This is a genomic window from Profundibacter sp., from assembly GCF_965277155.1.
Lineage (GTDB): Bacteria > Pseudomonadota > Alphaproteobacteria > Rhodobacterales > Rhodobacteraceae > Profundibacter.
The window spans coordinates 147,048-161,512 of record NZ_CBDIBV010000014.1 but is presented as its reverse complement, the minus strand read 5'-3'; the positions used below and the strand labels follow the sequence as shown (position 1 = coordinate 161,512).

Genomic DNA, 14,465 nt, shown 5'->3' with positions numbered 1-14,465 from the left:
TCGCGCACCGGACGGGCCAGCGGCCCGGACAGCGCCCGACCCTCCCCACGGGAGGGCGCTTTTGCACCCTTGCCTCTTTACAAAACGGTTCGGAACCAGTCGATACCGCGCATCAAACCACCGCAGAGCGCCCACCCAGGGACGGGCGCTGTCCTATATTGGGAATATTCACGCACTACTATCCGGCGCGTCAAAATCCTTCATCAGTTCACCTGCCGCTTTTCCCGGCTTTATCTGCCCAGTTATCAAACTACCAACAACGCCCCCCGCCGTTGCACCAACTGGACCAAATATAGCTCCAATCCCCGCGCAACCCAGTATGATACCCGCCGGTACTGTTGCTTCAGATAAATTATCAGGGGTTACATATTTCTTTGCCTTTACGCCAATCAAAGCCTTGTATTCACGCCACCAAAGGGCAAGTTTTGTCGTTTTTTCCTCGCTAACAACCTCACCTTCGTCAGGAAGTTCCCCCAGTAAATCAGAAAACTGTTTTGATAACCGGTCCAGAAACTCCAACAGCCCTTCCTTGTATTCCGGTTCAAGCGAGTTCAGTTTGCGCACACGTTCGCGATATTCCGCTATCTGTTCCAGAACTCCTGCTATGGAAAAGGCCAGCGCCTCGCGATTATCAGCTACTTTTTGCGCAATGGTTTTCTGTTCGGCCTTGCTTGGCATGGCGGTATCATTGATGGATGTTTCACTTTCCCTTTTCTTTGCATATTTCTCGACAATCCCCGCGATCACCTCGTTGTTGATATGCTCCGGCCCCTTTTGCCAATCCTCGTCAGGGATCAGGGCGATTTCTTCCAGCATGTCCCAATCCGGCTCCCGCCCCTCCAGCGCGTCCTGATACCAGTTGATCCAGAATGACCAGTCCTTGGACGCCGAGCCCCGCACCTTTTCCCATTCCGCCTGAAACGGGTTTTCATTGCCGTTCCACAAGGGTGTGGTAAGCAAAATATCTCCATTCTTGATTGCCTCGCTATCGAGTCTAATAGTCCCCCATAGAACATCAGCGGCAGAAACAAATACTTTGCCCACCTGATCAATAGCGTTGACAGCAAACGCAGACCCCGCGATATATGCCGCAGCTTTAGCTGCTGAATAGGCCGAGTAAGTTACAGCATCAAGAAAGCCATTTGGGCTACTGATATTGGCTGCGCGGTTAGCATGCTCGGCGGCCTCTTTAATATCCGAATTTACCATAGTGCGGGCAACTCCCGAGACCAAATTACCATGCAATACTCGCAAAGCTGATATATTTCTTTCTTTTGCATAAGCTGCATTCCCGACCCATTCCCAGTAATAGGGCAGGACCCGCATTGCTGCACGATGAATTAAAATAAGTGCGAATTGCCTTGCCTCGTCCTCGGGCCTGTCCAGCAGCCATGCTTCCAGACTGTCCCGATCCTTGATTTCCGATACCTTCACCATGCCTTGCACAGTGTCGGATGCCGGATATTCAATCAAGGGTTATTCCGCCCCCTGCCCCCGCACCATCCGTTTTATCCAGCGGGCCAGATACACCAGCGGCCAGCGCAGCAATGAGGCGCCCGCGATCAGGAAAATCATCCCCCAGACGGGTCCGTTTTCATAAGTGACATAGCCCAGCAACGGGATGCCGATGGCGATCAGCACATAGGCGCGGCGCCAGTAGTTGTCCTTGCTGGGCAGCATCGCCAGCACATTGGCGGCGATCACCCACAGGCAGGCCAGCACGAAAGAAAGCGTCATTCCGCCCCCCTGACCCGCCCGATCAGCCGTTTGCCCATGTAAAACAGCGGACGGCGGAACATGGATATGATGGCGACAGTGGCCGCCAGCACAACCCATCCGCCATGCTGATAACCCAGATAAACCAGCAAAAACGGCGCCGCGATCAGCAGGGTAATACCCGGCGCGAACTGGCGGCGCATAGGCAAAAGGACAACGATGGCCGCCAAGATCACCCAAAGGGCGGCAAGCGTGAGCGAGGCAGTCATTGCGACACCCCGATCGTTGCGCCAAATGCCGCCAGAGACGCCAGCATCCCGAACCACGGCACAATCGCAGGCACCCGGAAAGGGGCCACTGGTTGGCAGTATTTCAGGGCAATCAAAGTCGTGTTCACAATGGCGAAAACCAGCAGCAGCGCCATCGAGGTTATTTCGGCCAGCTTTGCCACCGGCAGGGCAAGCGCCGAAATGATAACCGTTGTGCCAATCAGCACAGTGGCCAGAACCGGTGTGCCAAAACGCGGGTGGGCGCGGTGGAACACCGCCAGAAATGCTGTGCGTTTACCCAGCCCGAACAACACGCGGCTGGCCATGACGATTTGCGCCAGCACCCCGTTCAGCGCCGCCGCAACCGCTATCCATGCCATGAATGCGGCGGAGCGTCCCGTTGCCACCTCCCAGACCAGCGCCAAGGGCCGGCTGCTTTGGCTTAGCATATCTATCGGCACGGCCCGGACAGCGGCCAAGGACACCAGCGCATAAAGAACGGCCGTGATCCCCAGCGCCATCAAAATGGCCCGAGGCATATTGCGCGTGGGTTTTCGGGTTTCTTCGGACATGTTGACCAGATCTTCAAAGCCGATAAAGGCGAAAAAGGCAAACACCGAGGCCCCGATAATTCCCGACCATTGCGTTGGCGGCGGGTTTTGCCAATCGGCCACGGGTACGGCGGAAAATCCGGCCCAGATGATAATCAGCAGGCCCGATACCTCGATTACTGTCAGGATAGCGGCAAAGCTCAGGCTTTCCAGTGCGCCGATCATGGCGATCAGCATCAAAAGCAGGCCCAGCCCGATCACCGCCACATCAAAACGCATAGGTGTGACCGAGGTCAGATACCCCACCCCGCCCCGTAGCACCGCCGCGGCAGCAACAGTTCCGGCAATGACCATGATTGCCCCAACCAGCAAGGCCAGCCAATGCCAGCCAATACCGGCGTCCACATAGGCGGATTCACCTGCCGCTTCGGGAATGCGTGACGACAATTCACAATAGGTCAGCGCCGTTGGGGTCACAACCACGGCAGCCAGCAAGAAGGAAACAGGCGCCCATATACCCGCCTGACCGGCCGCAGCGCCAACCAGCACATAGATGCCTGCCCCGACCATGATCCCGACACCATAGACCGTCAACAGACCAAGTCCGAGCCGGCGTTTAAGGGTATCGGGCATCGGTTATCCTTTCAATCGCTCCGGCAGGGCATTGGCCCATGCGGAAATGGTGCCCGCGCCCAGACAGATCACCATGTCGCCCGGTTTGGCCTGTTCTTTGATCAGGGCGGTCATGGCGTCCTCGTCTTCAATCGCCAGCGCGTGGCGGTGGCCGTGGCGGATCAGGCCTGCGACCAGATCGTCGCGGTTTGCGCCCTTGATCGGATCCTCGCCCGCCGCGAAGACGTCCGAGATCCCGACGATATCGGCGTCATTGAAACAGGCGCAGAAATCGTCGAACAGATCATGCAGACGGGAAAAGCGGTGCGGCTGATGCAGGGCAATCACGCGCCCCTCGGTCGATTGGCGCGCGGCCTTCAGGGCGGCGGCAATCTCGACAGGGTGGTGGGCGTAATCGTCAATGATGGTCACGCCATTCACCTTGCCGACACGGGTAAAGCGGCGGTTGACACCTTTGAAATTTTCAAGTGCTGTGCGGATTTCATCCAGCTTCATGCCCAAATGCCGTGCCACGGCAACGGCGGCCAAGGCATTGGAAACATTGTGGTCCCCGGGCATGGGCAGGGTGCAGCCCTCGATCATCCTGTCCTCGGATTGCAGGGCGATGTCGAAATGCGCCATGCCGTCCTTGTAGGTCAGGTTCTGCGCGCGCACATCGGCCTGCGCGTTAAACCCGTAAGTCACCACGCGCCGGTCGGTGATGCGCCCCACCAGCGCCTGAACCTCGGCGTGATCGGTGCAACAGACGGCAAGGCCGTAAAAGGGGATGTTCGAGACAAAATCGTGGAAGCCTTCACGCAGGGCATCGAACGTGCCCCAGTGTTCCATATGTTCAGGATCGATGTTGGTGACCACGGCGATGGTGGCCGGCAGGCGGTTGAAGGTGCCGTCGGATTCATCCGCCTCGACCACCATCCATTCGCCACCGCCCATGCGAGCGTTGGAACCGTAGGCATGGATAATGCCGCCATTGATCACGGTCGGGTCCAGACCGCCGGCGTCCAGCAATGTGGCAACCATCGTGGTGGTGGTGGTTTTGCCGTGGGTACCGGCAATGGCGACGTTTGATTTCAGGCGCATCAGCTCGGCCAGCATTTCGGCACGCCGCACCACAGGCAGGCTACGCCTGCGGGCCTCGTCCAGTTCGGCGTTGCCGGGTTTGATAGCGGATGAAATCACCACCACTTCGGCATTTTCCAGATTTTCGGCGCGTTGGCCGACGAATATTTTTGCGCCCAGTTTTTCCAGCCGGTCGGTGATCTTGCTGGCCTTCAGGTCCGATCCCTGAATGGTATAGCCGTAATCCAGCAGCACCTCGGCAATGCCCGACATGCCAATGCCGCCAATGCCGACGAAATGGATCGCGCCCACATCAAGGGGCAGTTTGGTGGCGGCGGCGTTCATTGGCTGGCTCCAGTATCGGCAGTATCGGCAAGGGTTTCGACCATCTCGACCAACCGTTCGGTGGCATCCGGTCGTCCGCAGGAAAGCGCGGCCTTTGCCATATGTTCGGCGGCCTTTTGCGTGGTCAGAATGGCCTTGATTTGCGCACTTAAAAAGTCTGCATCCAGTTTTGATTCCGGGATCAAGACAGCGGCCTCGGCCTCGGCCAGTCCGCGTGCGTTTGCCGTTTGCTCATCGCGAATAGCCGCAGCAAGAGGGATGAGGATAGAAGGCCGCCCAATCACGGATATATCCGCAATCGAGGAGGCACCAGCGCGCGAGATGACCAGTTGCGCCTCGCTCATCAAAGTTGGCACATTGTTAAAGAACGGTTTGGCCACAGCCACCAACCCGTGGCTGGCATAATAGACTTCGACCCGCTTGCGGTCTTCCTCGCGGGCCTGATGATAGATGCGCAGATAGCCGCGCAGTTCTTCGGGCAGTTTCAGGATCGCCTCGGGTACCACATCGGACAGGATGCGCGCGCCCTGACTGCCGCCCATCACCAGTATCGACATCGGGTAATCACCGGGTGCAATATAGGCAGCACCGGCGCGTTCCAGCACAGCGGCACGCACCGGGTTGCCGGTGAATGTGCCTTCGACCCCTTTGGGCAGATCGGTGGGCCATGTGCCACAGGCCACCGCGTTCACCCGTTTGGCAAACAGCCGGTTCACCCGTCCCAGCACACCGTTTTGTTCATGCAGCATACGCGGGCGGCGCAATATCCATGCGGCTGATACGGCAGGAATCGACGGATAGCCACCAAAGCCGACCACCATTGCCGGCCTGTCACGCATCATCCGCAGGGTTGCAGAAGCAATACCGCCCAGAATACGGAACGGCACCAGCAGTTTCGCCAGCATTCCGCCACGGGCGAAGGTGGCTGATGAAATTTCCTCGATCTCGACCACATGAGGGAAGCCGCCGGTATAGCGTGCGCCACGGGCATCGGTGGACAGTTTCACCCGCCAGCCTTTGCGCAGCATAACCTCGGCCAGCGCCTGTGCGGGGAACATATGGCCCCCCGTGCCGCCAGCGGCGATGATCAGAAGGGGTGGTTTTGACATATATTAGTGTCCCCGACGTGCAAAGTGTTCAACAATTTCGCCCTGTGGCCGCGTGCGGGTAAAGGCCAGCAACATGCCAACCGCAATCCCGCCCGCAATCAGCGACGAGCCACCGTAGCTGACAAAGGGCAGCGTCATGCCCTTGGCGGGCAGCAGGCGCACAGCAACGCCCATATTGATCATCGCCTGAACGCCGAACATACAGGCAAGGCCCGTTCCGGCCAGACGAATAAACGTGTCACGTTCCTTCATCAGGCGCAGCAGGGACCGCACGGTGATCACCATATATAGCGCGATAATCACCAGCACGAGGATAAGGCCGTATTCTTCGGCCGCGACAGCCACGATAAAATCTGTATGCGCATCGGGGAGCGACCATTTCACCTGCCCTTCGCCCACGCCAACCCCGAAAAAGCCGCCTTCCTGAATGGCATTGGTGGCATAGCCCATCTGGGTCGTGGGATCGATATCGGCAGATAGAAACCCGTCAATCCGCCGCGCAAAGTGTTCTGAATTATTATAGGCGAACATGCCGCCAAACACGACGAGACCGGCCATCGACAACAGCAGGAACATCGGCGCACCGGCGACGAAATACATCACGCCCCAGCCAAACAGCACCAAAGACGCCTGCCCGAAATCTGGCTGCATCACCAGAAACCCGACGACCGTCATGGCAATGATGAACGAATACAGCCGCCCGGGTGGTCCGTTGATTTCCTGACTGGCCGACATCAGCCATGCAGCAATCACCACAAAGCCCGGTTTCAGAAACTCGGCAGGCTGCACCGAGGCAAAGCCCAGCGAATACCAGCGGATCGCCCCTTTACCGTAATCCGTGCCCAGAACCGGCAGCATAACCAATGCCAAAAATGCCCCCAGAAACCCCAGCACGCCCAGGCGGCGCACCAGAGACGGGGCCATCATCGAGGTGACCATCATCACCACCAGCGCCATGCCGCCAAACAGCATTTGCCGCTGCACATAGTGAAACGGGGCCAGCCCGTTTTTTGCCGCCAACGGCGGGGACGCGGCCAAGCCCAGCAAAATACCGATGCCGAACAACAACAGGATTGCAGTCAATGACCACCTGTCGACTGTCTGCCACCAACGGGGAAGAATGGGATCGCTGTTGCGAACCGGAACTGTTCCATAGACCATTTCTGTCATGGGATACCGCCTTACTGCCTCTAATACTGCCCGTTTGCCGGGTCTGCCTATCAGTGTAGCGCAATGATTCGCGTGACGCTAGCCCTTTGTTCACAGGGGCTTGCGTCTGGCCGCACATCGTGGTTGACGGATAGGTATGGGCAAGGGATCGGATATATTTAACACCATTATTCTGGGCGCTGGTGCCGCCGGAATGATGTGCGCGGCGCATGCCGGCGGACGGGTTTTACTGATTGATCAGGCCCGTGCAGTGGGCGAAAAGATACGCATTTCCGGCGGCGGGCGTTGCAATTTCACCAATATGTATGCTGGGCCGGAAAACTATATTTCGCAGAACCCGCATTTCGTCAAATCCGCCCTAAGCCGGTATACCCAATGGGATTTTATTGATCTGGTGGCGCGTCACGGCATCGCTTATCACGAAAAAACGCTGGGGCAGTTGTTTTGTGATGGCTCGGCCAAACAGATCATCAACATGCTGGTTGAGGAAATGGGCGCAGCCGTGGTGCGGCTGCGGACCACGGTTTCTGCTGTTGAGCACACCGGCGACGGGTTTACCGTGACACTGGATACCGGCGAGGTTTTGCGCAGCAATAATTTTGTCGTCGCCTGCGGTGGCAAATCGATCCCCAAGATGGGGGCGAGCGGGCTGGGTTATCAAATCGCCCGCCAGTTCGGTCTGCCGATCACACCAACCCGCCCTGCCCTTGTGCCGCTGACCTTTGGCGACATGTTCAAACCGCTGGCCGGTGTGGCGCTGGATGCGCGCGTGTCCTGTGGCGGGGTGTCGTTTGACGAAGCGGTGCTGTTCACCCATCGCGGATTGTCCGGCCCTGCGATCTTGCAGATATCGTCCTATTGGCGCGAGGGCATGCCGATCACGCTGAACCTGTGGCCTGCCGGTGATCTGCTGGACCGTCTGCGTGACCAGCGGCAAAAATCGGGGCGGCGCGATATTTCCACCAATCTGGCCGAATGGCTGCCAAAACGGCTGGTCGCCTACCTTGCGGATCTGCACGGCTGGAAGGGCAATCTGGCCGACCATGGCGACGTGACCTTAACCGACATCGTGCAAGCGGTGACGGCGTGGGAACTGCACCCGGGCGGCACCGAAGGTTACCGCACCGCCGAAGTCACCCTTGGCGGGGTGGACACCAACGCGCTGTCGTCCAAAACCATGCAGGCCAAGAACGTGCCGGGGTTGTATTTCATCGGTGAAGTGGTGGACGTCACCGGCTGGCTGGGCGGGTATAATTTCCAGTGGGCGTGGTCGTCGGGATGGGCGGCGGGGATGGCGATTGCGGCAAGAGAATAATCAATGGGGTTGAAAACTGCTACTGTGTCCCCAGCTATCTTCAAAGCCCAACCCCAACAGTGGCTGTGTATAATATGCTGGAAGTCTTCGAATACGGCCATGGCCCCGCGATCATACTATTGCATGGTGCAGGGGGTTGTGTCTCGAAAGTGGTGGAAATTGATTTCAGGCACCTCCGAGCGGGTTGAGTTATGCGCCGGTCAGGCGGCTTGGTCAAGGGTTGCGTCGGCGACGGGCTGAGCGAGCGTTTCCCAGCCATCGACCTTTCGCATGACGATCTGCCCCGAGGCCATCAGAGCCCAAAGCAGCATCGGCACGGTCTCGGCGCATGGCAGCACGGTCTGGGTCTTGATGCGGCGGCGGAATTCCTCGTTCAGGCGTTCGATCGCATTTGTCGTTCTGGCCGATTTCCACTGGCCTTGTGGCAGACGCGTGAAGGTGAAAAGCTTATCTCCTGCTTCTTCCAAGCTGTCAGCGACGGCCTTGCATTTCAGCCGCCATTTTCGCAGAAATGCCTTGCGGCGGGTGGCGATTTCCTCGGGTGTTTTGGCGTAGATCATGTCGCGGTAATCTTCTGTCAACTCATCATGCATACGCTTGGGTGCCTTGGCCAGAAGGTTGCGGTGCTTGTGCACCGTGCACCTCTGGATCGGCAGATCTTCACCCCAGAGGGCAATGAGAGCGACCTCAAGTCCCGGTGCCCCGTCCACGATGACAAATTCGGGCCGTTTCAACCCGCGCGCATCCAGATCGTTGATGAACTGACGCCAGGCGGAGGTGCTTTCGCCGCCCATGTTCATCAGTGATAACAAGACCTTCTGCCCATCCCGGCGCACGCCAATCGCGGCCAGAACCGAGATATTGGTGGCCTTCCTGTCAATCCGCGTTTTGATCACGGTGCCGTCCAGGATCAGCCGCACGATGTCTTCATCCGCAAGGCTGCGGGCGCACCACGCCTGCCAGTCCACCTTCACCTTGCGCCAGGCGCGGCTCACCACATCCTTGCTGACCGCCCCCTGAAACAGGCCGAACAGGGCGCGTTTTACCCGCCGTGTGTTGGTGCCCGAAAGGTAGACAGCAGCGATCAGCGCCTCGGCCTTCTTCGTCAGCCGCTGGTAGCGGGGCAATGCCTTCGAGCGCCATTCTCTGGCCTTGCCGGCCTCGCCTGTGATCCGCGCACGCGGCACGCGCACCGTTTCGGTTCCAAATGTTCCGACCAGTTGCCGCTCGCGATGCCCGTGGCGGTATCCGGCCTTTGCCCCGCCGCTGCGGCCATACCGGCAACGGCCCAGAAACTGCTCCAGCTCCTCTTCGAAAACCGCCTCGATCGTCGCGCGGATGTTCTGGCGCAGCCGGTCTTCAATCGGGTCATAGCCTGCTTCATTGGCCAGTAGCGCGGATGTCGATGTTGCTGTATTCTTTGTCATGGCGTGATCTCCTTGGCGGTTCCAGCCGCCGGTTGGGTGGCTTCGATGCACCCGGAGATTACGCCGTCCTCGAATTTCCACCAAACTCGCGACACTACCGTGCAGGGGTGGATACCCGACTTTGGGATCCACAGGTCAAACAGTTTTCAAAACGACATCGTTTGATCGTTGTTAACCTGCCGGGGCACGGAAACAGCCCGCTTGTCATGGGAGGGATACCGGGTATGGCAAAAGCGGTTCATGATGAAATCAAGGCCCTTGGATTGCAGAATTACACTGTTGTTGGCATGTCCCTTGGTGGCATGGTCGCCCTTGAAATTACCGGACGGTGGCCGAACGAGGTCACGCATTTGGTTTTGGCTGAAACCGTTGCCAATGTTGCCGACAGCAATTTTGGCCGTAGCATCGCACAGGTTTTTCTTTGGCCGTTGCGCATTATTTCGCCAAAACTGATCGCAAAACTGCCTGCCAGTGCTATGGGCGGATATAGGCGTGAATCCGGCTTGTATGTCAAAAAAGCCATCGCGAAGATGACCTGTAAAAACGCCTATGCAGTCATGAAGGCCGCCCTGTTATATGACGGGCGACCATTGTTCGATCGCATAAAGGCAAGAACACTGGTTTTGGTGGGGAAAAAGAATTCTCACACACATAAACGCGCCCTATTAATGGCCGACCATATTAAAGGCGCCGAGTATTCAGAGATTCCCGATGCTGCCCACATCCTTAACCGCGATCAGCCCAAAGTGTTTAACCAGATGGTTTTATCTTTTATCGACGGATCATAGGCGCAGGCGTGCCCTCACTCAAATCGCATCGTCCCCAGTGTCCGCGAGCCGTCAACATAGATGATATCCCCGACCTTGGTCATCCCTGTCGTCTTGGGCAGTGCGTTAATGATGGCAATCAGCCCGTCGCCTGCCCCCTCCTCGATCACGGCGACCACCCGCAGGGCAACCATTGTATCATCAGCTTCGGCATAGCGCCCGATAGCCTTGACTGCCTTATAGGGGCCAATTTCGGTTGGGCGGGTGACGTTGATTTCGGCGCGGTTCGGGTCAACCACCGCATTCCCGAACACCTGTTGCACGACCCGCGCCATACCGTTCAGGCGTTCCTCGTCCGTGCCATCGCCCAATGTAAACGGAATGAATTGCAGATTGGATCGCAACTGGTCATTCTCGGTAGCAAAACTGACCTTGAATATCCCCGTTCCGCCGGGCGCCGGCAGAACCTTGATGTTTTTGGTCCGGTCCGTGGGGATGGTGAAATGGAAAGGCTTGGGCACGGCCACCCCATGTTCAGCCGCAAAATCCGCGTCTATCTTTTGTGGCACACCGACCACAAGACCTTCAACCTTCAGGACGTTCACTTCAACAGATGATTGTGCTGCAAGTGGGCCGGCATAACCGGCATAAATGGCAATTGCACAAAAAGCAGCGCTGAAAAATTTAAGTCGTTTCATAATATTTTCCTTCTTTCAATTCGCTTATTCTATCGGCATATCAGAAAAATCCAACACTAAATCCGGAAACAATTTCCCTGAAACATACGTATTAATTGAAATATTGTTAACAATGGTTCGTTTGCGTCAACACCGGAACTGACCTAGCCTTGATCGTTAATAGACAGCAACTGAACCTCTATGGTTGTGCCGCGGAACACCGTGCGACATCTGTTGTCTATTTAAGGACGGTGAACATAAAGGGAGGTACGTGCAAGACATCGCGCTACCGCGATAAAATGTTAAGGGGCTGACCCAGATAACCTAAAAAGAGGTTATGATGGGAAGCATGAGAAAGAGTCGCCTGAGCCACTACAAGCAAGACCGTCTTACGGAGCATTTTGTTTCGGGATCGACAGCACGAACAGCAGCCAGTTTGTGTGGTGTAAACCGCAAGACCGCAGCGTTTTATTTTCTACGCCTGCGCGAGATAATCGCCTATGAGCTGGAGGCGGAAAGCCAAGCTATGTTCGGCGGAGAAATAGAAGTGGACGAAAGCTACTTTGGCGGCAAACGCAAAGGTAAACGCGGGCGTGGTGCGGCAGGTAAAATTCCCGTTTTTGGTATATTAAAAAGGGGTGGGAAGGTTTACACCAAGATCATCCCGGACGCCAAATCCGCCACTCTGATCCCGATCATAGAGCGCAAAGTCGTGCCGGATTCCATCGTCTATTCCGATTGTTGGCGCGGTTATAATGTGCTGGATGTGTCAGACTTCCACCACTTTCGCATCAACCATTCCAAGCTCTTTGCAGACCGTCACAACCACATCAATGGCATCGAGAATTTCTGGAACCAAGCCAAGCGCCACATGCGCCGATTTAACGGTGTCCCCAAGGCCCAATTTGGGCTATATTTGAAGGAATGCGAGTGGCGTTTCAACAACAGTGACCCTTCAGCTCAGTTATTGCAGCTAAGACAATGGGTTAAGCGTTACTTGAAGTAGTTATCTGGGTCAGCCCCAATGTTAATTTCACTATTAGTTTGGGCTGCATTGACAGCATAGTAATCAAAATAAAACGTCAAGCGCGGCCCGTTACATAAACGGGAGGCTTACGCCATGAAACGGTTTCTACTACCGGTGCTATTAGCCCTGACCGCTATGGTCTGGGGTGTCGGCGCGAAAGAAGTAAAGGCGCAGGACAACAGTTCCTCGACCCTTACACGGATCACGCAATCAGGTGTTTTGAAAGTCGGTGTCAATCCGTTGTTCAAACCCTTTTCATTTGAACAAGACGGCAAACGCGTCGGTGTGGATGTCGATATTGCAACCCTGCTGGCCGAGAAGATGGGGGTGAAGCTACAGCTTGTCGTTCCGGATTCGTTTGGCGATCTGATCCCCATGGTACAGTCAGGCCAGATCGACGTTGTCATGGCCGGGATGAGCATCACCTTTGACCGCGCAATGGCCGTGGATTTTTCACAACCGTATTTCGAAACCGGATTGTCCGTGCTGGCCAACAAGGGCCGGCTGGGCAAACTGGGGGCAGGACAGGTCAAGGATTACAACGGCCTGATAACCCGTCTGAAAGAGAACGGTAAAATAGCCAATCTTGTCATTGCCGTGACCAAAGGCAAATCACCCGAAAAGGCTGTTCCACAGTTTTTTCCCGACGCGCAGGTTGTCCAATACGATACGAACGAAGCCGCAGCCGAAGCGGTTCTGGCTGGCAAGGCCGATATCATGGTGCATGATGAAATGTTCCTGAAGATCTGGCTGCATGACAATGCCAAAACAGCGCAATTCGTTGTTACGGTATTCGATAGCCCGTTCAAACCGGACAACTACGGCTATGCCGTGGCCAAGGGCAATCTCGATTTTGTCCATATGCTTGACACATTCATCCTTGCCGAACTGCAGGGCAATGGGCGCGTTATTGAGTACATGAACAATTACATTCCGGTAAAAGCGCAGCTTTCTATACGCAGCTACAATCTTACCGATGATGTTTACGGGGGGACTAAGCCCATGACTACAAGTGAACCAAAAAAGAAAAAGGGGCTGGATTTACAATGGAAAATCGTGCTTGGCATTGCGCTGGGGCTATTTATCAATGTGACCTATGGCACCGGTATTGACAGCGGGCCAATTTTCTACCTCAAAACCTTCTTCAAATATGGTGGCGAGATATTCATCCGTTTATTACGGATGTTGATTATCCCTCTGGTGTTTGCCTCGATCTTTATGGCCATTGTCAATCTTGGCGATGTCCGTGCGCTTGGTAAACTGGGCGGCAAGACGGTCGGGTTCTACTTTCTGACCACGGCTTTGGCGGTTGGCGCTGGCCTGATCGTTGTCAATGTCTTCAACCCCGGTCTGGGCATTGATAAGGAAGCACTGTCAGCCTTGGGGATTGGTGCCGAAGTACCCGGTAAGGTTGGAAATGCAGGGGTTGGTGAAAAATCGGCGGTGATTATCATTGTTGATACCTTCGTTAACATGATCCCGAAAAACTCGGCTGCGGCCTTTGCCGATGGCAATATCCTGCAGGTGATCTTCTTTACCATTTTCCTTGCTATCATGGCCTCGATCGTCGGTAAGGCGTCCGATACTATGGTAGATGTCATCCACGGGCTTGACCGCATCATGCAGGCCGGCATTATGGCCGTGATGAAAATTGCGCCATATGCCATCTTCATGCTGGTCACGGCGATCTTCATGGATCTGGGTTTTGCCGCACTTTCGGCGCTTGGTAAATACGCAGCTACTGTGCTGACGGGCCTTGCCATTCATGCCTTCATCACGCTGACAGCACTTGTGTGGATATTTGGCAAATACAACCCGATCAAACTGTTCAAAGCCGTAGCACCGGCGTTGATGACAGCCTGGTCCACCGCTTCATCAGCGGCAATGCTGCCCATGACCATGTCAAACCTGACCGAGCGGGCCGGAGTGGAACCAAAGATATCCAACTTTGTGCTGCCACTTGGGGCAACCGTCAACATGGACGGCACAGCCCTGTATGAATCGGTGGCAGTTATCTTTATCGCCCAGTTGTTGGGAATTGATCTGACCTTCGGGATGCAGATCGTCATCTTCATCACGGCCTCTCTGGCAGCCATTGGCGCGGCGGCTATCCCGGGCGCTGGTCTGGTGACCATGGGTATCGTTCTGACAGCAGCAGGTTTGCCGCTTGACGGCATTGGCCTAATCCTGGCGATTGACCGGATCCTTGACCAGTTCCGCACAGCAATCAACGTGTGGGGAGATGCCTGCGCGGCAGTGGTGATCGCCCGATCAGAGGGTGCGATTGACGATTCTGCGACCGGTTTTTCCGGCGCTGAACCAGCAGCCGCATAAACTGGAATGGAAAGCCTAACAGCAGGTCAGAACGGAACGGCATTTGCCCCATGTTCTGACCTGCTG

General features: G+C 56.1%; 13 protein-coding genes. 4 read left to right on the top strand and 9 right to left on the bottom strand.

Annotated elements, in window-relative coordinates:
• Positions 1-168: 168 nt before the first annotated feature.
• From ACQY4M_RS21635 to ACQY4M_RS21605, 7 genes are read right to left on the bottom strand one after another with little or no spacing between them, the layout of a single operon-like run.
• Positions 169-1,473 (bottom strand): hypothetical protein, encoded by a 1,305-nt coding sequence (locus ACQY4M_RS21635; protein WP_428548662.1) that lies wholly within the window; start codon positions 1,471-1,473, stop codon positions 169-171.
• A gap of 3 nt (positions 1,474-1,476) precedes the next feature.
• On the bottom strand, positions 1,477-1,737 hold the full coding sequence (locus ACQY4M_RS21630) for a DUF2484 family protein (protein WP_428548659.1): 261 nt from the start codon (positions 1,735-1,737) through the stop codon (positions 1,477-1,479).
• The gene (locus ACQY4M_RS21625) at positions 1,734-1,985 is read right to left on the bottom strand and encodes a DUF2484 family protein (protein ID WP_428548656.1); all 252 of its coding nucleotides are present in this window, start codon (positions 1,983-1,985) and stop codon (positions 1,734-1,736) included. The genes ACQY4M_RS21630 and ACQY4M_RS21625 overlap by 4 nt, the downstream gene beginning before the upstream one ends.
• Positions 1,982-3,169: an APC family permease gene (locus tag ACQY4M_RS21620; protein ID WP_428548653.1), complete on the bottom strand. Its 1,188-nt coding sequence runs from the start codon at positions 3,167-3,169 to the stop codon at positions 1,982-1,984. Before ACQY4M_RS21620 ends, ACQY4M_RS21625 begins: the two co-directional genes overlap by 4 nt.
• A 3-nt stretch (positions 3,170-3,172) precedes the next feature.
• Positions 3,173-4,573: a UDP-N-acetylmuramate--L-alanine ligase gene (gene murC / locus ACQY4M_RS21615; protein ID WP_428548650.1), complete on the bottom strand. Its 1,401-nt coding sequence runs from the start codon at positions 4,571-4,573 to the stop codon at positions 3,173-3,175.
• Positions 4,570-5,682 (bottom strand): UDP-N-acetylglucosamine--N-acetylmuramyl-(pentapeptide) pyrophosphoryl-undecaprenol N-acetylglucosamine transferase, encoded by a 1,113-nt coding sequence (locus ACQY4M_RS21610; RefSeq protein WP_428548647.1) that lies wholly within the window; start codon positions 5,680-5,682, stop codon positions 4,570-4,572. The genes murC and ACQY4M_RS21610 overlap by 4 nt, the downstream gene beginning before the upstream one ends.
• A 3-nt stretch (positions 5,683-5,685) precedes the next feature.
• A complete protein-coding gene (locus ACQY4M_RS21605) occupies positions 5,686-6,852 on the bottom strand; it encodes a peptidoglycan glycosyltransferase FtsW (RefSeq protein WP_428548644.1) in 1,167 nt (388 codons plus the stop codon).
• 136 nt (positions 6,853-6,988) lie between these two features.
• On the opposite strand from ACQY4M_RS21605, the gene ACQY4M_RS21600 reads away from it, so the two are divergent.
• Complete coding sequence (locus ACQY4M_RS21600; protein ID WP_428548641.1) at positions 6,989-8,167, top strand: NAD(P)/FAD-dependent oxidoreductase; 1,179 nt, start codon at positions 6,989-6,991, stop codon at positions 8,165-8,167.
• A gap of 200 nt (positions 8,168-8,367) precedes the next feature.
• Here the strand turns inward: ACQY4M_RS21600 and ACQY4M_RS21595 are convergent, their stop codons facing one another.
• Positions 8,368-9,594 carry an IS256 family transposase gene (locus ACQY4M_RS21595; protein WP_428539582.1) on the bottom strand — a complete coding sequence of 409 codons (1,227 nt, stop codon included), beginning with the start codon at positions 9,592-9,594 and terminating at the stop codon, positions 8,368-8,370.
• 107 nt (positions 9,595-9,701) lie between these two features.
• Between ACQY4M_RS21595 and ACQY4M_RS21590 the strand changes: the two genes are divergently transcribed.
• On the top strand, positions 9,702-10,382 hold the full coding sequence (locus tag ACQY4M_RS21590; protein ID WP_428548638.1) for an alpha/beta fold hydrolase: 681 nt from the start codon (positions 9,702-9,704) through the stop codon (positions 10,380-10,382).
• A gap of 14 nt (positions 10,383-10,396) precedes the next feature.
• Here ACQY4M_RS21590 and ACQY4M_RS21585 read toward each other — a convergent pair whose 3' ends face one another.
• A complete protein-coding gene (locus ACQY4M_RS21585; RefSeq protein ID WP_428548635.1) occupies positions 10,397-11,059 on the bottom strand; it encodes a hypothetical protein in 663 nt (220 codons plus the stop codon).
• Between the two features lie 328 nt (positions 11,060-11,387).
• Between ACQY4M_RS21585 and ACQY4M_RS21580 the strand changes: the two genes are divergently transcribed.
• Positions 11,388-12,044, top strand: a complete 657-nt coding sequence (locus ACQY4M_RS21580) for an IS1595 family transposase (RefSeq protein WP_428539609.1) — start codon at positions 11,388-11,390, stop codon at positions 12,042-12,044.
• Positions 12,045-12,158: 114 nt separating this feature from the next.
• Positions 12,159-14,399 (top strand): cation:dicarboxylate symporter family transporter, encoded by a 2,241-nt coding sequence (locus ACQY4M_RS21575; protein WP_428548632.1) that lies wholly within the window; start codon positions 12,159-12,161, stop codon positions 14,397-14,399.
• Positions 14,400-14,465 lie beyond the last annotated feature (66 nt).

Coding starts and splice junctions, on each gene's coding strand:
- ACQY4M_RS21585 (WP_428548635.1), bottom strand. CDS start 11,059: ATGAAACGACTTAAATTTTTCAGCGCTGCTTTTTGTGCAATTGCCATT.
- ACQY4M_RS21625 (WP_428548656.1), bottom strand. CDS start 1,985: ATGACTGCCTCGCTCACGCTTGCCGCCCTTTGGGTGATCTTGGCGGCC.
- ACQY4M_RS21610 (WP_428548647.1), bottom strand. CDS start 5,682: ATGTCAAAACCACCCCTTCTGATCATCGCCGCTGGCGGCACGGGGGGC.
- ACQY4M_RS21620 (WP_428548653.1), bottom strand. CDS start 3,169: ATGCCCGATACCCTTAAACGCCGGCTCGGACTTGGTCTGTTGACGGTC.
- ACQY4M_RS21580 (WP_428539609.1), top strand. CDS start 11,388: ATGAGAAAGAGTCGCCTGAGCCACTACAAGCAAGACCGTCTTACGGAG.
- murC (WP_428548650.1), bottom strand. CDS start 4,573: ATGAACGCCGCCGCCACCAAACTGCCCCTTGATGTGGGCGCGATCCAT.
- ACQY4M_RS21595 (WP_428539582.1), bottom strand. CDS start 9,594: ATGACAAAGAATACAGCAACATCGACATCCGCGCTACTGGCCAATGAA.
- ACQY4M_RS21630 (WP_428548659.1), bottom strand. CDS start 1,737: ATGACGCTTTCTTTCGTGCTGGCCTGCCTGTGGGTGATCGCCGCCAAT.
- ACQY4M_RS21605 (WP_428548644.1), bottom strand. CDS start 6,852: ATGACAGAAATGGTCTATGGAACAGTTCCGGTTCGCAACAGCGATCCC.
- ACQY4M_RS21600 (WP_428548641.1), top strand. CDS start 6,989: ATGGGCAAGGGATCGGATATATTTAACACCATTATTCTGGGCGCTGGT.
- ACQY4M_RS21575 (WP_428548632.1), top strand. CDS start 12,159: ATGAAACGGTTTCTACTACCGGTGCTATTAGCCCTGACCGCTATGGTC.